At 70.8% G+C, this 21,079-nt stretch carries 20 protein-coding genes and 2 riboswitches; of the genes, 16 read left to right on the forward strand and 4 right to left on the reverse strand.

Features of this window, described 5'->3' with window-relative positions; genetic code table 11:
* Window positions 1–34: 34 nt before the first annotated feature.
* Window positions 35–147: riboswitch (glycine riboswitch) on the reverse strand.
* Window positions 148–243, reverse strand: a riboswitch (glycine riboswitch).
* Between the two features lie 179 nt (window positions 244–422).
* From OO52_RS36255 to OO52_RS36300, 10 genes are all read left to right on the forward strand, one after another.
* Window positions 423–1,091 carry an AAA family ATPase gene (locus OO52_RS36255; protein ID WP_030654091.1) on the forward strand — a complete coding sequence of 223 codons (669 nt, stop codon included), beginning with the start codon at window positions 423–425 and terminating at the stop codon, window positions 1,089–1,091.
* A gap of 66 nt (window positions 1,092–1,157) precedes the next feature.
* Window positions 1,158–1,949, forward strand: coding sequence for an enhanced serine sensitivity protein SseB (locus OO52_RS36260; protein ID WP_030654093.1), 792 nt, complete (start codon window positions 1,158–1,160; stop codon window positions 1,947–1,949).
* A 187-nt stretch (window positions 1,950–2,136) separates the two neighbouring features.
* Window positions 2,137–2,922, forward strand: a complete 786-nt coding sequence (locus OO52_RS36265) for an enhanced serine sensitivity protein SseB C-terminal domain-containing protein (RefSeq protein ID WP_106972122.1) — start codon at window positions 2,137–2,139, stop codon at window positions 2,920–2,922.
* 349 nt (window positions 2,923–3,271) lie between these two features.
* Window positions 3,272–4,270 carry an ABC transporter permease gene (locus OO52_RS36270; RefSeq protein ID WP_030654095.1) on the forward strand — a complete coding sequence of 333 codons (999 nt, stop codon included), beginning with the start codon at window positions 3,272–3,274 and terminating at the stop codon, window positions 4,268–4,270.
* 35 nt (window positions 4,271–4,305) lie between these two features.
* Window positions 4,306–6,078, forward strand: coding sequence for an ABC transporter substrate-binding protein (locus OO52_RS36275; RefSeq protein WP_030654096.1), 1,773 nt, complete (start codon window positions 4,306–4,308; stop codon window positions 6,076–6,078).
* Window positions 6,079–6,150: 72 nt separating this feature from the next.
* Window positions 6,151–7,158, forward strand: a complete 1,008-nt coding sequence (locus OO52_RS36280; protein ID WP_030654101.1) for an ABC transporter permease — start codon at window positions 6,151–6,153, stop codon at window positions 7,156–7,158.
* Window positions 7,155–8,249 carry an ABC transporter ATP-binding protein gene (locus OO52_RS36285; protein ID WP_030654104.1) on the forward strand — a complete coding sequence of 365 codons (1,095 nt, stop codon included), beginning with the start codon at window positions 7,155–7,157 and terminating at the stop codon, window positions 8,247–8,249. Before OO52_RS36280 ends, OO52_RS36285 begins: the two co-directional genes overlap by 4 nt.
* Window positions 8,246–9,850: an ABC transporter ATP-binding protein gene (locus tag OO52_RS36290; RefSeq protein WP_030654108.1), complete on the forward strand. Its 1,605-nt coding sequence runs from the start codon at window positions 8,246–8,248 to the stop codon at window positions 9,848–9,850. The genes OO52_RS36285 and OO52_RS36290 overlap by 4 nt, the downstream gene beginning before the upstream one ends.
* Window positions 9,851–9,948: 98 nt before the next feature.
* A complete protein-coding gene (locus OO52_RS36295; RefSeq protein WP_030654111.1) occupies window positions 9,949–11,340 on the forward strand; it encodes a M1 family metallopeptidase in 1,392 nt (463 codons plus the stop codon).
* A gap of 47 nt (window positions 11,341–11,387) precedes the next feature.
* Window positions 11,388–12,047: a trimeric intracellular cation channel family protein gene (locus tag OO52_RS36300; RefSeq protein WP_030654114.1), complete on the forward strand. Its 660-nt coding sequence runs from the start codon at window positions 11,388–11,390 to the stop codon at window positions 12,045–12,047.
* Here the strand turns inward: OO52_RS36300 and OO52_RS36305 are convergent.
* The gene (locus tag OO52_RS36305) at window positions 11,956–13,215 is read right to left on the reverse strand and encodes an alpha/beta hydrolase (RefSeq protein ID WP_030654117.1); all 1,260 of its coding nucleotides are present in this window, start codon (window positions 13,213–13,215) and stop codon (window positions 11,956–11,958) included. The two genes, OO52_RS36300 and OO52_RS36305, sit on opposite strands and share 92 nt — an antisense overlap.
* A 165-nt stretch (window positions 13,216–13,380) precedes the next feature.
* On the opposite strand from OO52_RS36305, the gene OO52_RS36310 reads away from it, so the two are divergent.
* Window positions 13,381–14,244, forward strand: a complete 864-nt coding sequence (locus OO52_RS36310; protein ID WP_030654119.1) for a thioesterase family protein — start codon at window positions 13,381–13,383, stop codon at window positions 14,242–14,244.
* Here OO52_RS36310 and OO52_RS36315 read toward each other — a convergent pair.
* On the reverse strand, window positions 14,231–14,812 hold the full coding sequence (locus OO52_RS36315; RefSeq protein WP_030654121.1) for a TIGR03086 family metal-binding protein: 582 nt from the start codon (window positions 14,810–14,812) through the stop codon (window positions 14,231–14,233). The two genes, OO52_RS36310 and OO52_RS36315, sit on opposite strands and share 14 nt — an antisense overlap.
* A gap of 113 nt (window positions 14,813–14,925) precedes the next feature.
* Here OO52_RS36315 and OO52_RS36320 point away from each other — a divergent pair, with 113 nt between their 5' ends.
* Window positions 14,926–15,903, forward strand: coding sequence for a helix-turn-helix transcriptional regulator (locus tag OO52_RS36320; protein ID WP_030654123.1), 978 nt, complete (start codon window positions 14,926–14,928; stop codon window positions 15,901–15,903).
* 43 nt (window positions 15,904–15,946) lie between these two features.
* On the opposite strand, the gene OO52_RS36325 is transcribed toward OO52_RS36320, so the two are convergent.
* Window positions 15,947–16,573: a TetR family transcriptional regulator gene (locus OO52_RS36325; RefSeq protein ID WP_030654126.1), complete on the reverse strand. Its 627-nt coding sequence runs from the start codon at window positions 16,571–16,573 to the stop codon at window positions 15,947–15,949.
* A gap of 145 nt (window positions 16,574–16,718) precedes the next feature.
* Between OO52_RS36325 and OO52_RS51760 the strand changes: the two genes are divergently transcribed.
* The 3 genes from OO52_RS51760 (at window position 16,719) to OO52_RS36340 (ending at window position 19,153) form a co-directional block, all read left to right on the forward strand.
* Window positions 16,719–16,886: a hypothetical protein gene (locus tag OO52_RS51760; protein WP_030654129.1), complete on the forward strand. Its 168-nt coding sequence runs from the start codon at window positions 16,719–16,721 to the stop codon at window positions 16,884–16,886.
* 53 nt (window positions 16,887–16,939) lie between these two features.
* Window positions 16,940–17,224: a hypothetical protein gene (locus tag OO52_RS36335; protein WP_030654132.1), complete on the forward strand. Its 285-nt coding sequence runs from the start codon at window positions 16,940–16,942 to the stop codon at window positions 17,222–17,224.
* Window positions 17,225–17,983: 759 nt separating this feature from the next.
* Window positions 17,984–19,153, forward strand: a complete 1,170-nt coding sequence (locus tag OO52_RS36340; protein ID WP_030654135.1) for a cysteine desulfurase family protein — start codon at window positions 17,984–17,986, stop codon at window positions 19,151–19,153.
* On the opposite strand, the gene OO52_RS36345 is transcribed toward OO52_RS36340, so the two are convergent.
* The gene (locus OO52_RS36345; protein ID WP_030654138.1) at window positions 19,146–19,832 is read right to left on the reverse strand and encodes an N-acetylmuramoyl-L-alanine amidase; all 687 of its coding nucleotides are present in this window, start codon (window positions 19,830–19,832) and stop codon (window positions 19,146–19,148) included. The genes OO52_RS36340 and OO52_RS36345 overlap by 8 nt on opposite strands.
* 106 nt (window positions 19,833–19,938) lie before the next feature.
* Here OO52_RS36345 and mnmA point away from each other — a divergent pair, with 106 nt between their 5' ends.
* Window positions 19,939–21,069: a tRNA 2-thiouridine(34) synthase MnmA gene (gene mnmA, locus OO52_RS36350; RefSeq protein WP_030654141.1), complete on the forward strand. Its 1,131-nt coding sequence runs from the start codon at window positions 19,939–19,941 to the stop codon at window positions 21,067–21,069.
* The last annotated feature ends 10 nt before the right edge of the window (window positions 21,070–21,079 follow it).

Consider the following 21,079-nt stretch of genomic DNA (forward strand, 5'->3'; position numbering starts at 1 on the left):
CGTCTCCCAAGGCGAGCGGACAGGCGAGGAACGTTCCTCCCCATCTGTCATCGGAACCTGAGAGGTTCGCCACGACCGCCACAGGGACGATCGGGGCTTGCACCTTGGGTGGAGCCACTGACACAGCGGCCCGCTTTTCAGATGTGCCTCGCCCGCGCGGTAACGGGGCCTGAGAGATTCAAGGGAGGGACTTGCTCCTTCGGCGTCCCAGCCCGGGGCTGGGAACTCTCCCGCGCGGATTCAAGCGGCCGGTATGCAGTTGGCGGGCACATCATTGCACGCCGCTCCCCGGCCATCCAGAGCGTGCTCCTTGTGACCGAGCTGTGGCAGAACGCACATGAACCTCCTACCGTTGCCCATTACCTTCTCTTTACATACAACGGGCATGGGGATGACCGAGCCCACAGGGGAGGACGATCACGGTGAACAGGACATCGGCCTACGCCACCGACGCCGGCATCGCGGTGCCCGGACAGCCCTCCGCCCTGGCCCGCGGGCGCCGCGCGGACCGCCCCGCCCCGGTCGTCCGCGACCTGCGCGACCGCGCGGGCCGCAGCCCGCACGCCCTGCTCTTCGGCCCCCGCGACCTGGTGGTGATCACCGGTCTGCCCGGCAGCGGCAAGTCCACCTTGATGCACCGCGCGGTCACCGGCCACCGCGTCGACTCCCAGGACACCCGCGACCGCTGGGACGCCCGCGTCCCCCGCCACGTCCCCTACGCGCTCTACCGCCCGCTGGTCCGCCTCGCCCACTACGCCGGGCTGCGCCGGGCGCTGCGCACCGGCGAGGGCGTCGTCGTGCACGACTGCGGCACCCAGCCCTGGGTGCGCGCCTGGCTGGCCCGCGAGGCCCGGCGCCGCGGCGCCACCCTGCACCTGCTCCTCCTCGACGTCAGCCCCGAGACGGCCCGGGCGGGCCAGCGCGAGCGCGGCCGGGGCGTCTCCCGCTACGCCTTCCGCCGGCACCGCCGTACCACGGGACGGCTGCTGCGCGCGGTGGAGAAGGGGGAGCTGCCCGCCGGCTGCGGCGCGGCGGTGCTGCTGGACCGGGACGCGGCGGACGTCCTGAGCCGGGTCGGCTTCGCACGGTGAGGCACCGTCACGGCCACCCGCTAGCCTTCTTGCTCACAGCAGTGGTTACCAGCAGGCGGTAGGCAGATGGACTTCCCGGCGGACATTCCCGCGGACTTCCCGGCACAGGCGCACCCCCACCCGCACGGCGGATGGCCCGGCAACGAACTGGAGGAGGTGCTGTCGGCCTCCCTGGGCATCCCCTCGGCGGGCGGCCGGATCATCGAGGTCCTCGGCCGCAGCTTCCTGTGGATACCGCTGCCCAACGGCGGGGGACCGCACAGCGGCCCGCTGGACCTGCCGACGATGGACATCGACGGCCAGGTGTACGTCCCGGTGTTCAGCTCCGAGGAGCAGTTGCGCCAGGCGGCAGGTTCCCACATGTCGTACACCATCGCCCCGGCCGTGGAGTTCGCGCGCGGTCTGCCGCCGCAGGCGGGCATCGCGGTGAACCCGGGCGGTGTGGTCGGCATCCCGCTGCCGCCCGACGCCGTGGCCGAGCTGTGCCGCGCCGGCCGCACCCCGCTCGACGGCCCCGGCACCGGCGGCCGGGTCCGCCTCTTCGAGCCCGACTGGCAGGAGGACCCGGTCGACTTCCTCTCCGCGGCCTCCGCCGAGTTCGCGGGGACCGGCGTGGTCCTCACCGCCCGCCGCTGCCTGGCCGCCATCGAGACGGCCGACCCGGTGATGTTCGTGGGCGTGGAACTCTCCCAGTGGGAGGGCGACATCCGGGCCCTGCCCCTGGACGCCCTCGGCAGGGCCCTCGGCAAAGTCCCGGTCAAATGGCCGGTCAACCTGGTCCTCATGGACGTGGCCGAGGACCCGGTCTCCGACTGGCTGAAGACGAACGTCCGGCCCTTCTACCAGTACGGCCACTAGAACCCGGCCCAGGTGCAGCCGACGCAGGGGGCGCGGGGAACTGCGCGAGAACCCACCACCACCCGCACCCGCGCACGAACAGAAGGCCCCGAGCCACTGGGCGCTTAAGCTGTCTCCAAACGCGGGGCACGGAGAAGAAGGGCCGGTACAACAGGTGAGCGCGAGCCACAGCGGCAGCGTCGAGCACATGCTGCGCCAGGTCACCCCCGGACGCTACGACGCCTACGAGGCCCTGCTCCGCGCCCTCGCCACCCCCTCCTCCGGCCAGATCTGGATGCTCCTGTGGCACGGCCAGGCCGGCTCCCCGGACGCCCAGTACGGGGACATGGAGGTGGACGGCTTCCACTACGCCCCCTGCGTCACCTCCGCCCAGGAGCTGTCGGCCAGCGGCTGGAACCGTTCGTACGAAGTGGTCGACGGCCTGGACGTGGCCCGCACCCTCTACCCCGACCACTTCGGCCTCTGGCTCAATCCGCACGCCCCGGGCGGCGGCGTCGGCATCCCCTGGCTGGACCTGCGCCGCATCGCCACCGGCCTGGACCGCCAGCCCGCCGGCCCGCTCCGCCTGTCGGAGCCCGGCATCGAGATCCCGCAGTTCTACGCCCTGCTCGCGCAGAACGCGCACCGCACCCCCGCGCTCCGCTCGCTGCGCCGCGCCTGGGTGCAGCCCGCGCTCGGGGCGCCGTATCTCGCCATCGGCCTGGACGTGTACGAGACCTCGCCCGCCGCGGTCGACTCGGTGCGCGCGATGATGCAGCAGTCCATCGGCGCCGTCCCGGAGGGGCTGCCGGTGTCGACGGTCGCGATGACCGACGGCTACGACCCGGTCGTGATGTGGATGCGGGCCAACGCGCGCCCCTTCTACGACCGCGAGGCGCACGCCCCCGCGCCGCAGCCCCAGCTTCAGGCTCCCGTCCCGCCGCAGGCCCCGGCCGGCGGGTACGGCTACCCACCGGTGCACGGCGGTTACTGACAACCAAGCGGAGTGGCACGTTCTTTGAGGCCGGGTCGCAGAATTCACACGGCCGACACACTTCTGCGCGCGTAGACATCGCCCGATCGTCCCGAAGCGCGTAGATTCGCCGTTCTGTCCCAACTGGCCCGCGTCCGATGGCCGTTACCCACTGATCGGATAACGGAATCCCCTGGACTGCATCACGGTTGCGCATACTTTCGCCGTCAGCTCTGGCGGGTGATCACAAAGACGCTGAAGACTCCCGACTCAGACATGAGGTCGAGACCTCATGCTCGATGGCAAGTCGACAAAGCCGCAATCCGCGGCAGCGCAGGCCGGTCACCACCGGCGAGAGGGGTCGCTCACCGTGACCGCACCGATCGAGACCACCGGGGCGGCAGCCGAGGCACAGCCGGAGGCTGTGCTGGAGGGTGCCGGTAAGGGGCAGATCGAGGGTCGTTCCCTGGGCCAGATCGCCTGGACCCGGTTCAAGAAGGACAAGGTCGCCGTCGCGGGCGGCGTCATCGTCGTCCTGCTGATCCTCGTCGCGATCCTCTCGCGCCCCATCCAGGCCGCGTTCGGGCTCGACCCCAACGCCTTCAACCAGGACCTGATCAGTCCGGACACCTCGCTGCCGAAGGGCAGTTTCGGCGGCATCAGCGCCGATCACCCGCTCGGTGTGGACCCGAAGTTCGGCCGGGACATCGCCACCCGCATCCTGGAGGGCTCCTGGGTGTCGCTGGTGGTCGCCTTCGGCGCCACCATCCTGTCCAACGTGATCGGCGCCATCATGGGCGTCATCGCGGGCTACTACGGCGGACGGGTGGACTCGATCATCAGCCGGCTGATGGACACGTTCCTCGCCTTCCCCCTCCTGCTGTTCGCCATCTCCATCTCCGCCACCCTCCAGGGCGGCGCGTTCGGCCTGGACGGACTGCCGCTCCACCTGAGCGTGCTGATCTTCGTCATCGGCTTCTTCAACTGGCCCTACCTGGGCCGGATCGTCCGAGGCCAGACCCTCGCCCTGCGCGAGCGCGAGTTCGTCGACGCCTCCCGGGGCATGGGCGCCAAGGCCCCGTACATCCTGTTCCGGGAGCTGATGCCCAACCTGGTCGGCCCGATCATCGTCTACTCGACGCTGCTCATCCCGACCAACATCCTCTTCGAGGCGTCCCTCAGCTTCCTCGGCGTCGGCATCCAGCCCCCGCAGGCGTCCTGGGGTGGCATGCTCCGTGAGGCGGTCAACTTCTACCAGGTCGACCCGATGTTCATGATCGTCCCTGGTCTCGCCATCTTCGTGACCGTCCTGGCGTTCAACCTGCTGGGTGACGGTCTCCGCGACGCTCTCGACCCGCGCAGCCGCTGACGCCTGCCGCGGAGAGCCCGAAAATTTTCCGATCAATGGAGGGGAAAGCGCCCATCATGCGAAGGTCAGCGCTGGCCGCGATCGCGGCCATCGGCTCCGCCAGCCTGCTTCTTGCAGGTTGCAGCAAGGCCGATGACAACAAGAACGAGAACGGCACCAAGTCGGCCGGGGCCAACGCCGCGACCAAGGGCGTCGTCAACGCGTCCGACAAGAAGGGCGGCACGCTCACCTACGAGCTGTCCGACGTCCCGGACTCGTTCGACCCGGGCAACACGTACTACGCGTACATGTACAACCTCAGCCGGCTGTGGGCCCGCCCGCTGATGACCTTCAAGCCCGGTCCCGGCGAAGAGGGCAACGCCCTGGTCCCGGACCTCGCCGCGAGCAAGGGCGTCCCGAGCGACGGCGGCAAGACCTGGACGTACAAGCTGCGTTCGGGCCTGAAGTACGAGGACGGCTCGCCGATCACCTCGAAGGACGTCAAGTACGCCGTCGAGCGCTCGAACTTCGCGCGTGACGTGCTCTCCCTCGGCCCGAACTACTTCCAGCAGTTCCTGGCCGGCGGCGACAAGTACAAGGGCCCGTACAAGGACAAGAGCGACAAGGGCCTGTCCTCCATCGCGACGCCGGACGACACCACGATCGTCTTCCACCTGAAGCAGGCCTTCCAGGAGTTCGACTACCTGGTCGCCGCCCCGCAGACGGCCCCGGTGCCCAAGGCGAAGGACACGGGCGTCGACTACGTCAAGCACATCGTCTCCTCGGGCTCGTACAAGTTCCAGAGCTACGCGGAGGGCCAGCAGGCCGTCCTCGTCCGCAACGAGAACTGGGACGCGAAGACCGACCCGCTGCGCAAGCAGCTGCCGGACAAGATCGTCGTCAAGCTGAAGGTCAACCCGGAGACGATCGACAAGGACGTCCTCGCCGGCAACGCGATCGACCTCGGCGGCACGGGTGTCCAGGCCGCCACGCAGGCGCAGGTCATCACCGACCCGTCGAAGAAGGCCAACACGGACAACACCTACGGTGGCCGTCTGGTCTACATGGCGATCAACACCAAGGTCGCGCCGTTCGACAAGGTCGAGTGCCGCAAGGCCGTCCAGTACGCGATCGACAAGGTCTCGGTGCAGACCGCCGAGGGCGGCCCGATCCGCGGTGAGATCGCCTCCACGGTCCTCCCGCCGGACATCCCGGGCTACGCCAAGTCCGACGTCTACGCCACCACGGGCAACAAGGGTGACGTCGCCAAGGCCAAGGACCAGCTGAAGGCCTGCGGCAAGTCCTCGATCTCGACGAACATCTCCGCCCGTTCGGACCGTCCGCAGGAGATCGACGCCGCCACGGCGATCATCAACTCGCTGAAGAAGGTCGGCATCAACGCCACCCTCAAGCAGTACCCGTCCGGTAAGTACTTCACCGACTACGCGGGCGTGCCGAAGTTCACCAAGAAGCAGAACATCGGCCTGGAGATGATGCAGTGGGGCGCCGACTGGCCCTCCGGCTACGGCTTCCTGCAGCAGATCCTGAACGGCAAGGCGATCAGCCAGTCCGGTAACACCAACCTGTCGCAGTACGACAACAAGGACGTCAACGCCCTGCTGTCCAAGGCGATCGGCACTCAGGACACCAACGAGCGCAACAGCCTCTACACGCAGATCGACAAGAAGGCCATGGACGACGCTGTCCTCGTCCCGCTGACCTACTTCAAGGTCCTGCTGGCCCGCCCGCAGAACTACACCAACCTGGTTTCCACGGCGGCCTTCAGCGGTCAGTACGACTACCTCAACATCGGCGTCGCGTCGAAGTAGCAGCCCCGGAAGGCAGGTGAAGGCATTGGTGCCCGCGGGCTTCGCGGCCCGCGGGCACCAGCGCCGGTCCCCGTGATCTCGTACATCCTCCGCCGGACGTTCGCGGCAGTGATCCTGCTGCTGGTCGTCTCCGCGGTCACCTTTGCCATCTTCTTCCTGCTGCCACGGCTCGCCGGCCAGACAGCGGATCAGTTGGCGCAGCAGTACATCGGCAAGAGCCCGTCGAAGGCGGACATCGCCGCGGTCAAGCACAACCTCGGTCTGGACCAGCCCGTCTACGTCCAGTACTGGCACTTCATCAAGGGGATCGTGGCCGGCGCCGACTACAACCTCGGGCCCACCACGGTGCACTGCGACGTGCCCTGCTTCGGCTACTCCTTCAAGGACCACGTCGCGGTCTGGCCGCAGCTCACCCAGCGCATTCCGATCACCCTCTCGCTCGCGGCGGGCGCCGCCGTACTGTGGCTCGTCTCGGGCGTGGTCATCGGTGTCATCTCCGCGCTGAAGCCGCGCTCGGTCTTCGACCGCACCTTCATGGGCATCGCACTCGCCGGTGTCTCGCTGCCCATGTTCTTCACGGGTAACCTGGCGATCCTGCTCTTCGTCTTCAACTGGCCGATCTTCGGACGCGACTACGTCCCGTTCACCGAGAACCCCGAGCAGTGGGCCAACACCCTCTTCCCCGCCTGGTGTTCGCTGGCGCTGCTCTACTCCGCCATCTACGCGCGGCTCACCCGCTCGGGCATGCTGGAGACGATGAACGAGGACTTCATCCGCACGGCCCGCGCCAAGGGCCTGCGCGAGCGCAACGTCGTTGTCCGGCACGGACTGCGCGCGGCCCTCACCCCGATCATCACCGTGTTCGGCATGGACCTCGGTCTGCTGCTCGGCGGCGCCGTGATCACCGAGAGTGTCTTCTCGCTGGGCGGCGTCGGTCAGTACGCGGTCCAGGGCATCACCGACAACGACCTGCCCAAGATCCTCGGCGTGACCCTGCTCGCCGCCTTCTTCGTCGTGATCGCAAATCTTGTGGTGGACGTGCTCTACGCCGCCGCCGACCCGCGGGTGAGGCTCTCGTGACCGAACTCTCCAAGACCGGCGCCGCGGTGGGCGAGCCCACCGAGTCCGGCAAGGCCCCCGAAGCCTTCCTGGAGGTCCGCGACCTCAAGGTGCACTTCCCGACCGACGACGGCCTGGTGAAGTCCGTCGACGGGCTCAGCTTCTCGCTGGAGAAGGGCAAGACCCTCGCCATCGTGGGCGAGTCCGGCTCCGGCAAGTCCGTCACCTCGCAGGCCATCATGGGCCTGCACCGGCTCGGCACCCGCGGCAAGAACGTGCAGATGTCCGGCGAGATCTGGCTGGACGGCAGGGAACTGGTCTCCGCCGCCCCGGACGAGGTGCGCAAGCTCCGCGGCCGCGAGATGGCGATGATCTTCCAGGACCCGCTGTCCGCGATGCACCCGTACTACAAGGTCGGCGACCAGATCGTCGAGGCCTACCGGGTGCACCACGACGTCAGCAAGAAGGTCGCCCGCGCGCGGGCCATCGAGATGCTCGACCGGGTCGGCATCCCGGAGCCGGCCAAGCGTGTCGACGGCTACCCGCACGAGTTCTCCGGCGGTATGCGCCAACGCGCCATGATCGCCATGGCGCTGGTGAACAACCCCGAACTGCTCATCGCGGACGAGCCGACCACCGCCCTCGACGTGACCGTCCAGGCGCAGATCCTCGACCTGATCCGTGACCTGCAGAAGGAGTTCGGCTCCGCGGTCATCATGATCACCCACGACCTCGGCGTGGTCGCCGAGATCGCCGACGACGTCCTCGTGATGTACGGCGGCCGGTGCGTGGAGCGCGGTCCGGCCGACGAGGTCTTCGAACAGCCGCAGCACCCCTACACCTGGGGCCTGCTCGGCTCGATGCCCCGCATCGACCGCGAGACCTCCGAACGGCTCATTCCGGTCAAGGGCTCGCCGCCGAGCCTCATCAACGTCCCCTCGGGCTGCGCCTTCCACCCCCGCTGCCCGTACGCGGACATCCCGAAGGGGAACGTCACCCGCACGGTGCGCCCCGAGCTGGAGCAGGTGAGCACCGGGCACTGGTCCGCCTGCCACCTCTCGGCCGAGGACCGTCAGCGGATCTGGACCGAAGAGATTGCGCCCAAGCTGTGAGTGAGACCAAGAAGACGGACACCGCCGCCGAGGCCGCGGTCCCGAAGCAGGCGTCGGCTCCCGAGGAGCGGGACGTGCTGCTCAAGGTCGAGGGGCTGACCAAGCACTTCCCGATCAAGAAGGGCATCCTGCAGCGCCAGGTCGGCGCCGTGAAGGCCGTCGACGGCATCGACTTCGAGGTGCGCAAGGGCGAGACCCTGGGCGTGGTCGGCGAGTCGGGCTGCGGCAAGTCGACCATGGGCCGGGTCATCACCCGCCTCCAGGACCCGACCGGCGGGAAGATCACCTTCGAGGGCCAGGACATCACGCGGCTGAGCACCGGGCAGATGCGTCCGCTGCGCCGCGACATCCAGATGATCTTCCAGGACCCGTACGGCTCCCTGAACCCCCGGCACACCATCGGCTCGATCGTCTCGGCGCCCTTCCGGCTCCAGGGCGTGGAGCCCGAGGGCGGGGTGAAGAAGGAGGTCCAGCGGCTCCTCGACCTGGTCGGCCTCAGCCCCGAGCACTACAACCGCTATCCGCACGAGTTCTCCGGCGGTCAGCGCCAGCGCATCGGCATCGCCCGCGCGCTCGCCCTGAAGCCGAAGCTCGTCGTGGCGGACGAGCCGGTCTCGGCGCTGGACGTGTCGATCCAGGCGCAGGTCGTGAACCTGATGGACGACCTCCAGCAGGAGCTGGGCCTGACCTACGTGATCATCGCCCACGACCTCTCGGTCGTCCGGCACGTCTCGGACCGCATCGCGGTGATGTACCTCGGCAAGATCGTGGAACTCGCCGACCGCACCTCGCTGTACGAGTCGCCGATGCACCCGTACACCAAGGCGCTGATGTCTGCCGTGCCGGTGCCGGATACGAAGCGCCGGGGCCAGAAGAGCGAGCGCATCCTGCTCCGCGGCGATGTGCCCTCGCCCATCGCCCCGCCCTCCGGCTGCCGCTTCCACACCCGGTGCTGGAAGGCGACGCAGATCTGCAAGACGACCGAGCCGCAGCTCGTGGAGCTGAGGCCGGGCCAGCGGGTCGCCTGCCACCACCCGGAGAACTTCGCCGACCAGGCCCCGCAGGACACGGTCCTGCTGACGGCGGCGAAGGAGGCCTCGGAGCTGGTACCGGACGCGGTGCTCTCCGAGGGTCCGGCCGAGAAGGAACCGGTGGCGGAGAAGGCGACGGCTGACGAGGAGACGGCCGCCGCCGAAGAGGCGGCGGTTTCCGAGGCGGCGACTTCTGAGGAGGCGGCGGTTTCCGAGAAGGAGACGGCAGCTTCTGAGAAGGAGGCGGCGGCTTCAGAGGAGGCGGCGGCCTCCGAGGAGAAGCCGGCGGTTTCTGAGGAGAAGCCGGCGGTTTCTGAGGAGAAGTCGGCTTCCGAGGAGGCGGCGGCTTCCGGTGTGAAGACCGGTCCCGGCGCGAAGGTCTCGGCCGGGAAGGCCGCGCCCGCGGCCGACGCTCCCGCCGAGGAGCCCACCGCCGACACCGGTGCCGCGGCCGACGCTCCCACGGAGGGCTCGGGCGACACCGAGGCCGTCGCCGAGGAGACCGGCCGTGAGGCCGAGGCCACCGGCAAGGCGTCCGGCGCCGACTCCCAGGAGTCAACCGACAAGTAGCACATGACAACTCAGTAAAGTCATGTACATGCCCGAACGGGAGAGTGCAGAGTCGTCCGTGTCCGACCACTGATCGGCACGCTCGAAAGGGACGACACATGACACTCTCCCGTTCGGCACGTCTGGGGGCTGTCGCCACCGCGGCAGCCTCCTTCTTCGTCATCGCCGCCTCCTCCGCGCCCACCCCCGGCGCCCCCGGCATCGGCGACCCTTACTTCCCCCGGCTGGGCAACGGCGGCTTCGACGCCCGCCATTACGGCCTGGACATCTCCTACGCCCCGGACACCGGCCGCCTGGACGGCCGTACGACCCTCACGGCCCGCGCCACCCAGAAGCTCTCCTCCTTCGACCTCGACCTCCAGCAGCTCGAGGTCACCGGTGTCCAGGTCGACGGCAGACCCGCGCGGTTCACCCGCGACGGCGACGAGATCACCGTCACCCCGCGCCACCCGCTCGCCCAGGGACGGGACTTCACCGTCTCCGTGACCTACGGCGGCATACCGCAGGCCCTCGGCGGGCCGATCGTCTTCGGCTCCGACTACGGGTGGATGAAGACCCCCGACGGCGTCTTCGTCGCCTGCGAACCCAACGCCGCCTCCACCTGGTTCCCGTCCAGCGACCACCCCGCCGACAAGGCCACCTACGACATCCGGATCAAGGCCCCCCGGGGTCTGACCGGCGTCTCCAACGGCCGGCTGGTGTCGACGTACGACAAGGGCGGCTCGACGTACACCCACTGGCGGGAGTCGAAGCCGATGGCGACCTACCTCGCCACCGCCACCATCGGGAAGTTCGACGTGCGCACCGGGCGCACCCCCGGCGGCATCCCCATCTACGTAGCCATCGACCCCGTGTTGAAGAACGGCAACAGCGTCGACGTGTACGCCGTCACGGCCGCCGCCACCGACTACTGGTCGCAGGTCTTCGGGCCCTACCCCTTCGAGGAGACCGGCGCGATCGTCGACGACATGCCGGAGGCGGGGTTCTCGCTGGAGGTGCAGAGCAAGCCCGCCTACTCGGCCGTGCGCAACGAGTCGACCATCGTGCACGAGCTGGCCCACCAGTGGTTCGGCGACTCGGTGAGCGTGGCCCGGTGGAAGGACATCTGGCTCAACGAGGGCTTCGCCACCTACGCCCAGTGGCTGTGGGCCGAGCACCAGGGCACCCGCAGCGCCCACGACTCCTTCCTGGCCGGCTACGACTCCCGCCCCGCCGACTCCGCCTTCTGGCAGATCAAGGTCGCCGACCCGCAACGGGACACGATGTTCGCCTCGGCCGTCTACCAGCGCGGCGCGATGACGCTCCAGATGCTGCGCGAGCGGATCGGTGACACGGCCTTCTTCAAGCTGCTGCCGGCCTGGACGAAGCTCCACCGGTACGGCAACGCGGACACCGCCGACTTCATCCGCCTCGCCGAGCGCGTCAGTGGCCGGCAGCTCGACGATCTCTTCGACACCTGGTTGTTCACCACAGGGAAACCCGCCCTGTGAGCCTGGCTTTGTAAGGTTCACGCACTCTGGCGGGTGAGAATGTCGGGGTGCAGCTCCAGCAACTCTTCAGTCCCTCCGTCCAGCACACGCTCGATGTGATCGGCATCTTCGTGTTCGCGATCTCCGGCGCCCTGCTGGCCGTGCGGAAGAACTTCGACGTCTTCGGCATCGCCGTCCTCGCCGAGGTCACCGCGCTGGGCGGCGGGCTGTTCCGCGACCTGGTGATCGGAGCCGTACCCCCGGCCGCCTTCACGGACCTGGGCTACTTCGTCACCCCACTGCTCGCCACGCTCGTCGTCTTCTTCCTGCATCCGCACGTGGAGCGCATCCAGGCGGCGGTGCTCGTCTTCGACGCGGCCGGCCTCGGCCTGTTCTGTGTCAGCGGTACGACGAAGGCGTACAGCTACGGTCTCGGCCTGACCGCGTCGGCGACGCTGGGCCTCGCCACCGCCGTGGGCGGCGGCGTGCTGCGGGACGTCCTGGCCAACGAGGTGCCCTCGCTGCTGCGCTGGGACCGCGACCTCTACGCGGTCCCGGCGATGGTCGGCGCCACGATGGTCGTCCTGTGCATCCGCTACGACGTCCTGACCCCGCTCACCAGCGGGCTCGCGGTGATCACGGCTTTCGTACTGCGCCTGCTCGCGATGCGGTACCACTGGCGAGCGCCGCGCGCGTGGAACCGCCGGTCGACGGTGACCGAGGAGTAGTCCCGGGAGCGGTCCCGGCGACGGAGGTGTCCCGCCCCTCGGCGTGGCTCTGGCCCATCTGGAGGGTCAGCCAGCGGAAGGCGGTGTCGACCTGCGGGCGCCACAGCGCCATGGTGTGCCCGCCCGCGCTGCGCGGCAGGAACACCACCCGCACCGTGGTCGGTGCCTTGGCGACGGCCTGCAGGGCCATGCCCGCCTGGTAGCCGTCGCCGGACTCGCCGGAGAGGTACAGCGCGATCCTGGGCGGCACGGCCGCCTGCCTGAGCAGGAGATAGGGGTTGTTCGCGGCGCGCAGGGCGGGGGTCTGGGCGGCGAGGGAGTCGCGTTCGCCGATCGGGTCGTTGTAGCCGGACATGCTCACCGCGGCCCGGTACCGGTCGGGGTGGGCCACGGCGAGCTTCACCGCGCAGTGCGCGCCCGCCGAGTACCCGGCCACCGCCCAGCCCCGGGGGGCCGGCTGGGCCCGGAAGTTGTCCATGACCATCTTCGGGACGTCGATGCTGAGCCAGGTGTCGGCGTTGACCTGTCCCGGGATGTTGGCGCAGCCCGTGTCCACGCCGGCCAGCAGGTTGGTGCGCGGGGCGACCAGGATGAACGGCGCCACCCGCCCGCTCCTCATCAGCGGCAGCAACTGCTCGTGCGCCTTGAGCGACCCGAACCACGCCTTCGCGGAACCGGGGTAGCCCGGCAGCAGTTCCACCACCGGGAACTTCTTGTTCCGGTAGGCCGGCTCGTCGTACTGCGGCGGCAGCCAGACGTAGACCTCGGCGTTCACGCCGGAGACCCGGCCCCTGAGCTGGGTGACGCGGACTCCGCCGGCCGCGCGCATGCCGGGTCCGTCGGCGGCCGCGAAGGTCTGTCGGACCTTGGGCAGCCGGGCCACCGTGATGCCGCCGGTGCCGTCCTTGCCGAGGTCGGCGGCCTGCTGGACGTGGTCGCCGGTGCCGAGCAGGTCGGCCCAGTTGTCGTAGAGGTCGTTCTGATTGTTGACCAGCACGAAGACCAGGGTGACGGCCGTGCCCTGGGCGAACAGCAGCATGAGGATCCGGGCCGTGATCCGCAGGGGTTTCGGCCCGCGCATCCGCGACCACAGGACGAGCGGCAGTATGAGGGCGACGACCGACAGCAGGATGGCCGTGCAGAGGAACGGGGTCCCGGTGAGGCTCATGTCCCCATAGAGGGGAATTCGGAGCGGCGGGTTGTGGACGAGTCCGGACACTTACCGAGAAATTGCCGGAACCTCACCCGGGAGCGGGAGCGGATCATCCGTTGATCACTTCACCCCAGGCCAAGAAAGCTACCGCTTAGTAGTTTCCTGCTGTACCGTTCAGCCATGCCAGAAGCAGCTTCCGCCCCATCCCCGACGCGGGCCCTGATCGGCGACAGCGAGTTCGACCGCGACACCGCGGTCACCCGGCGCGAGCCCGGCGTCTACGACATCGACCTCTCGGCCGGCTGGACCATCATCAGCGCCGTCAACGGCGGCTATCTGCTGGCCGTGCTCGGCCGGGCCCTCGCGGACACCCTCCCGCACCCGGACCCCTTCTCCGTCACCGCGCACTACCTGACCGCCTCCCGGCCCGGCCCGGCGGTCGTCCGCACCGAGACCGTCCGCACCGGCCGCACCCTCTCCACCGGCCAGGCCTCGCTCTTCCAGTACGACGACGAGGGCAACAAGGTCGAACGCATCCGCGTCCTCGCCTCCTACGGCGACCTCGCCACCCTCCCCGACGACGTCCGGACGACCGCCGCCCCGCCCGCGATGCCTCCGCTGGAGCAGTGCTTCGGCCCCGAGGACGGGCCTGCCCCGGTCGAGGGCAGCTCCGCCATCGCCGACCGGCTGATGCTCAAGCTCGACCCCGCCACCCTCGGCTGGGCGCTCGGCGCGCCCTCCGGCAAGGGGGAGATGCGCGCCTGGCTCGGCCTCGCCGACGGCCGGGACGCCGACCCGCTCTCGCTGCTCCTCGCCGTGGACGCCCTCCCGCCCACCGCCTTCGAGCTGGGCCTCAAGGGCTGGGTGCCCACCGTGGAGCTCACCGTCCACGTCCGGCACCGCCCGGCCCCCGGCCCGCTGCGGGTGTCCATCACCACCCGCAACCTGGCCGGCGGCTTCCTGGAGGAGGACGCCGAGGTCTGGGACAGCGCGGACCGCCTGGTCGCCCAGTCCCGTCAGCTTGCCCGGGTCAGGCTCGGCTGAGCGGCTCGCGCCCCAGCCAGGCCGCCAGGCGCTCGTAGGGGCCGGCTCCTTCTGGGGCCGGCACCGGCGCCTCGAAGGGGCGGCCCTCACGCGGCCCGTCGGGCAGTGCCTCGTGCGCGGCGGCCAGCGCGAACTCGGCCGGCTCCGGATCGAGCGCGAGCGGATGGCCGACCGCCTCGGAGAGATCCCAGGTGTGCGCCACGATCTCCATCACATACGCCGACAGCGCGGCCCGCCCGGAGATCTCTCCCCACGGCATCCGCACGGTCGACGCCATCCGCTCCTCGCTCGCCCAGGCCTTCACGGCCCGCTCCCTGACCTCGTCGTACGCCTCCGCCCAGCGGTTGTCCGGGACGTCGGGCGCGGTCATCGGCTCGGACTGCCCGTCGGCGCCCTCACCGACGAGCGCGATCCGGCGGGTGCCGCCGACGACATGGCCCAGCAGCGCCCGCACGTCGAACTCGGTGCAGGGCGTCGGGAGGGTGAGCTGGTCGGGGCGGACGGTCCGGATGAGCTCGGTCGCCTGGACGGTGGCGCGGGCGTACAGGGGGCGGGGATCGATGGACATGCCGGGCCTCTCTCGGGTGGATGCGCGTCGGTGCTGGGAAGAGGCTCCCTCGAAAACCTGACAACCACTGTCAGGCATTGTCCCGGCCACCCGCACGGCGGGATCCTGGCGCGGTGAAGTCCGACCGGCTGCTCTCGATCCTGCTGCTCCTCCAGACCCGGGGCCGCGTCCCCGCGCCCGAACTCGCCGACCGGCTGGAGGTGTCGGTCCGCACCATCTACCGCGACGTGGAGGCGCTGTCCGCCGCCGGCGTCCCGGTGTACGCCGAGCGCGGCCGGCACGGCGGCATCGAACTCCTCCCGGGCTTCCGCACCGACGTCACCGGGCTGACCACCGACGAGTCCCGCGCCCTGTTCGTCCTGGCCGCTCAGGGCGCCCATGCCGCACTCGGCCTCGACGCGGCTCTCGGCTCGGCCCTGCGCAAGGTGATGGCCGCGCTGCCGGCGCCGCACCGGCCCGCCGCCGAGGTGACCAGCCGCCGCATCCTGGTCGACGCCACCCGCTGGAGGAGCGGCCCGCGGCACTCCGCCGACCTGGACGTGCTCCAGGACGCGGTGTTCTCCGACCGGCGCCTGAGACTGCGCTACCGGCACAGCGGGGAGCGGGAACCGCGGACGTACACCGTGGATCCCTACGGCCTCGTCGCCAAGGCCGGGGTCTGGTACCTCGTCGCCGACCGGCGCGGCCGGCCCCGGCTGTTCCGCGCCGACCGCGTGCGCTCGGCCCGTCTGCTGGACGAGCCCGTACGGCGCCGGCCCGGCGTCGAACTCGCGGACGTCTGGGAGCTGTTGCGCCGACAGGTGGAGGAGCGGGAGGACGAGATCGAGGTCACCGTGCGGGTACGGCGTGAACTGCTCGACATGTTCCAGCGCATGGTCGCCGCACAACTGACGGCTCCGCCCGAGGACGACGGCGCGAGCGAGTGGGTCACCGCGCGGCTGGCCTACCCGGTGCTGCGCGCGGTGCGCCAACTCCTCGCCTTCTCCGACCGGGTGGAGATCCTGGACCCGCCCGAGGCCCGCGCGGAACTGCTGGCCGGGGCCCGCTCCGTCACGGCCCTGTACCAGGGGGAGGATCCGGCCGACGGCTGAACCCGCCAGCGGTGGCGGAGAGGTGCGGCCTGCCGTGAACGGCTCAGTCCAGCCAGTGGCTGCGGCCGATGCTGATGAGCCGAAGCTGGCGGGTGGCGAGCTGCGTGACCCGCTCCCGCTCCTCCGCCGGGGCCTCCAGCGCCTCCAGGAACAGGGAGGCGGTGATGAGCATCTGGTCGACGTAGAGGTGCGCGAGCATCAGCAGGTCGTCGTCGCTCCAGCCCGCCGCCTCCGGGTCCTTGGCCAGCTCGGTCTTCACCTCCTCGGCGAACCGGTGCAGTTGGGACCGGATGGCCTCGCGCACCGGCTGAACTCCGCCATGTCGCTCCCGGGCGATGAAACGGACATGTGCGGGGTACGCGTCTACGTGACGGGCGATCAACTCGACGGCGCGCGTGATGCGTTCCTCGCTGTCGCCCGTGGTGGACACCGTCGTCCGCACCATCGGATGCAGGCTGCCCAGCGCCTCGTCGACCAGGGCCACGCCGAGGTCGGCGGTCGAGCGGAAGTGCCGGTAGAAGGCGGTCGGGGCCACCCCGACGGCTCGGGTGACCTCGCGCAGACCCAGGCTGCTCAGGCTCTGCTCCTCCAGCAGCGCGAGCGCCGCGTCGAGGAACGCCTGCCGGGTCTTCTGCTTCTGGGCCTGCCGGATGCCGAGGGTGTGACTCATGTCATCCAGTTAACAACTGTTCTCTGGAATTGAAAAGCCGTCGGGAGCGCTAGACTCGAAGTCAGTGAACAACTGTTACTACAACTGTTCACCGAGACTTCACACCGGCTGAACACGAGGCATATCGGAGGGGGGATCTGATCCCATGCTGTTCCTCGTCGCCGCACTCATGCTGCTCGGCGTCGTGCTGGGCACCGTCGCTCACGCATCGCTGACCGTCACCGCCGTCCTGGCCGCCGTCATCGCCGTCTGGCTCGGCGTCTTCGCCATCCGCGAGCGTCACGGGCGCCGCCGCCACACCTCGGCCAACTGACCGCCCGAACCTCGGCCAGCCGCCCCCGGAAAGGACTTCAGGAGCTGAGCGTCATGCACCTCACCGCACCGGCCACCGGCCGCACCCGCACCGACATCCGCCCGCGCCCCCGCGACGCCGACGGCATGGCCGTCGCGTCCTTCATCCTCGGCCTCCTCGGCCTGCTCGTCCTCAACCTCTTCCTCGGCCCGATCGCCATCGTCCTGGCCACGGTCGCCCTCTGGCGCGGCACGACCCGCCGGGGCCGCGCCTACCTCGGCCTGGCCCTGGGCATCGCCGACCTGGCGGTCCTCGTCACGGCGATGGAACTCTCGGGCACGGTGTCCTGGAGCCTGTGAGCGGCCGGCAGCCCCGGGCCCTTCACCGCACCCGCACGGCGGCCCCACCCGGCCGCCCCGCCGCCTGGCGGTACCCACACGGTCGTTGTCCCGCCGCACCCGTCGACTGGCTGCTGCGTCGCCTGGCGGCACCCGCACGGTCGTTGTCCTGCCGCACCCGCAAGGCGGCCCCACCGGCTGGCCGGCCGCCACGCTGCTGTCCGATCGCATCGGCCGACCGGTCGCCCCGCTGCTGTCCGACCGCACGCGCCGGCCGGCCGCAGTGTCACGCGCGCCGACCGGCACCCCGCCGCCCCGCCGCGCCCGTCGACTGGCCGCCCCGTCGCCTGGCGGCACCCGTACGGCCGTTGTCCCGCCGCACCCGTACGGCGGCCCCACCGGCCGACCGGTCGCAGCGCTGCTGTCCGACCGCACGTGCCGGCCGGCCGCAGCGTCGCGCGTGCCGACCGGCACCCCGCCGCCCTGCCGCACCTGTCGACTGGCCGTTCCGTCGCCTGGCGGCACCCGCACGGCCGTTGTCCCGCCGGACCGGCTGCATCGCCGCCCCGTCGGACCGGCTGCATCGCCGCCCCGTCGGACCGGCTGCACCGCGCCGCGCCCGCCGTGGGCGATCGTTCCGCAGGGTGGAACGGGTGGGCGCGGCCGACAGTGCCGGGTGCGCCGCCACCGAGCCCTGGCGCGGCCGACGCGAGGCGCGAAGCCAACAGCACCCACTCGCGGCCGAAACCGACCGCAGGAGAGCCGTAGAATCGCCTCACCATGGCTTACCTCGACCACGCCGCGACCACCCCGATGCTCCCGGAGGCGGCGGAGGCATTCACCGCCCAGTTGAGCATCACGGGCAACGCCTCCTCCCTCCACGCATCCGGCCGCCAAGCACGCCGTACGGTCGAGGAATCCCGCGAGACCCTCGCGGAAGCACTCGGCGCCCGCCCCAGCGAGGTCGTCTTCACCTCCGGCGGCACCGAGGCCGACAATCTCGCCGTCAAGGGCCTGTACTGGTCCCGCCGCGACGCCGACCCGGCCCGCACCCGCATCTTGGCCAGCCCCGTCGAGCACCACGCCGTACTGGACGCCGTGCACTGGCTCGGTGAGCACGAGGGTGCCACCGTCGAGTACCTCCCCGTCGACCGCTACGGCCGCGTCCACCCCGAGGCGCTGCGCGAGGCCATCGCCCGCGACCCCGCCGACGTCGCCCTGGCCACCGTGATGTGGGCCAACAACGAGATCGGCACGGTCATGCCGATCCGTGAACTGGTCGACGTCACCGCCGAGTTCGGCATCCCGCTGCACGCCGACGCGGTCCAGGCCTTCGGCCAGGTCCCGGTCGACTTCGAGGCCTCGGGCCTGGCCGCCATGACCGTCTCCGGACACAAGATCGGCGGCCCGTACGGCATCGGCGCGCTGATCCTCGGCCGCGAGCACACCCCCGTACCCGTCCTGCACGGCGGCGGCCAGGAGCGGCATGTGCGCTCCGGCACGCTGGACGTCCCGGCCATCGCCTCCTTCGCCGTCGCCGGCCGGCTCGCCGCCGAGCAGCGCGAGTGGTTCGCCCACGAGATCGGCGCCCTGCGCGATCAGCTCATCGACGCCGTGCGCAGCGCCGTACCGGACGCGATCCTCGGCGGCGACCCGGCGCCCGAGGGCCGGCTCCCGGCCAACGCCCACTTCACCTTCCCCGGCTGCGAGGGCGACTCCCTGCTGCTCCTGCTGGACGCCCAGGGCATCGAGTGCTCCACCGGCTCCGCCTGCACCGCGGGCGTCGCCCAGCCCAGCCACGTCCTGCTCGCCACCGGCACCGACCCGGACCTGGCCCGCGGCACGCTGCGCTTCTCCCTCGGCCACACCTCCACGGAGGCGGACATCGAGGCCGTGGCCAAGGCGATCGGCCCGGCGGTGGAACGCGCCCGCGCGGCCGGACTCACGTAGCCGCGCGGGGCGACGCGGCCGTCCCGGCCGCCTTCCGCGCGGCGCGGACCAGGCGTATGTACCGGTCCCAGTCCCAGAACCGTCCCGGATCGGTGTGGTCCGTCCCCGGCACCTCCACGTGCCCGATGATGTGCTCGCGGTCCACGGGCATGCCGTACCGCTCGCATATCGCCGCCGTCAGCCGCGCCGAGGCCGCGTACATCTCGTCCGTGAAGGACGACGCGTCCTCCACGAAGCCCTCGTGCTCTATGCCGACGCTGCGTTCGTTGTACTGCCGGTTGCCCGCGTGGAAGGCCACGTCCAGCTCCCGGACCAACTGCGTGACCCGCCCGTCCTTGCGCACGATGTAGTGCGCCGCCGCCCCGTGCCCCGGGTCCCGGAAGACCTTCACCGCGGACGCGTAGCCGCCCTGGGTGACGTGGATGACCACCCGGTCCACCCGGTAGTCGGACGGCCGGTCCGCGAGCCGGTAGTTCGCCGCCGAGGCCCCCACCCAGCGCGCGCCCCGGAAGTCCACCGCGCCCGCCACCCGCGGCTTGTCCACCCCGGGCATCCGCCACCACAGCCGGGACAACTCCTCCCGGGCCAGCACGGCCGTGCCCACAGCCGCGGCGGCCCCGCCGACCAGCAGCGCCCGCCGCCCCAGCCGCCGGTCCGTGTCGTCCTTCGCCGCGCCCATGTCCGCCCCCGTCGCCGCCGGCATCACCGGCCCCGTCGCCACCCTCTGCGATCGTCAACGGATACCAGGCCGACGCGGTTCCCGCGCCCCGTACCCTGGAAGGGCTATGACTGACACCCCGCAGCGCACCCGCCCCCTCCGCGTCCTCGCCGCCATGTCCGGCGGAGTCGACTCCGCCGTCGCCGCCGCGCGTGCCGCGGAAGCAGGCCACGACGTCACCGGCGTCCACCTCGCGCTCTCCGCGAACCCGCAGTCGTTCCGCACCGGCGCGCGGGGCTGCTGCACCATCGAGGACTCGCGCGACGCCCGCCGCGCGGCCGACGTCATCGGCATCCCGTTCTACGTCTGGGACCTCGCCGACCGCTTCCGTGAGGACGTCGTCGAGGACTTCGTCGCCGAGTACGAGGCCGGCCGCACCCCGAACCCGTGCCTGCGCTGCAACGAGAAGATCAAGTTCGCCGCGCTGCTGGACAAGGCGCTGGCCCTCGGCTTCGACGCCGTCTGCACCGGCCACTACGCCAAGGTGATCGTGAACGCGGACGGCTCCCGTGAGCTGCACCGCGCCTCCGACATGGCGAAGGACCAGTCGTACGTCCTCGGCGTGCTCGACGAGAAGCAGCTCGCGCACGCGATGTTCCCGCTCGGCGACACGGTCACCACCAAGGAGGAGATCCGCGCGGAGGCCGAGCGCCGGGGCCTGGCCGTGGCCAAGAAGCCCGACTCGCACGACATCTGCTTCATCGCCGACGGCGACACCCAGGGCTTCCTCGCCAAGCGGCTCGGCAAGGCCGAGGGCGACATCGTGGACGAGTCCGGCGCCAAGCTGGGCACGCACGAGGGCGCGTACGGCTTCACCATCGGCCAGCGCAAGGGCCTGCGGATCGGCACCCCGGCCCCGGACGGCAAGCCGCGCTACGTCCTGGACATCTCCCCGGTGACCAACACGGTCACCGTCGGCCCCGCCGACGCCCTGGACGTCACCGCCCTCACCGCGATCAAGCCCCGCTGGTGCGGCACCGCTCCGACCGGCGCCGGCACCTACACCGCCCAGCTGCGCGCCCACGGCGGCGAGACCGAGGTGACCGCCGAGCCGGTCGACGGCGAGCTGCGCGTGACGTTCACCGAGCCGGTCCGCGGGGTCGCCCCCGGCCAGGCGATCGTCCTGTACGACGGCACGCGCGTGGTCGGCTCGGCGACGATCGCGTCGACCACGCGCGCGACGGCCGCGGCGGTCTGAACCGCCCTCG

The sequence above is a fragment of the Streptomyces flaveolus genome (assembly GCF_000716535.1).
GTDB lineage: Bacteria > Actinomycetota > Actinomycetes > Streptomycetales > Streptomycetaceae > Streptomyces > Streptomyces flaveolus_A.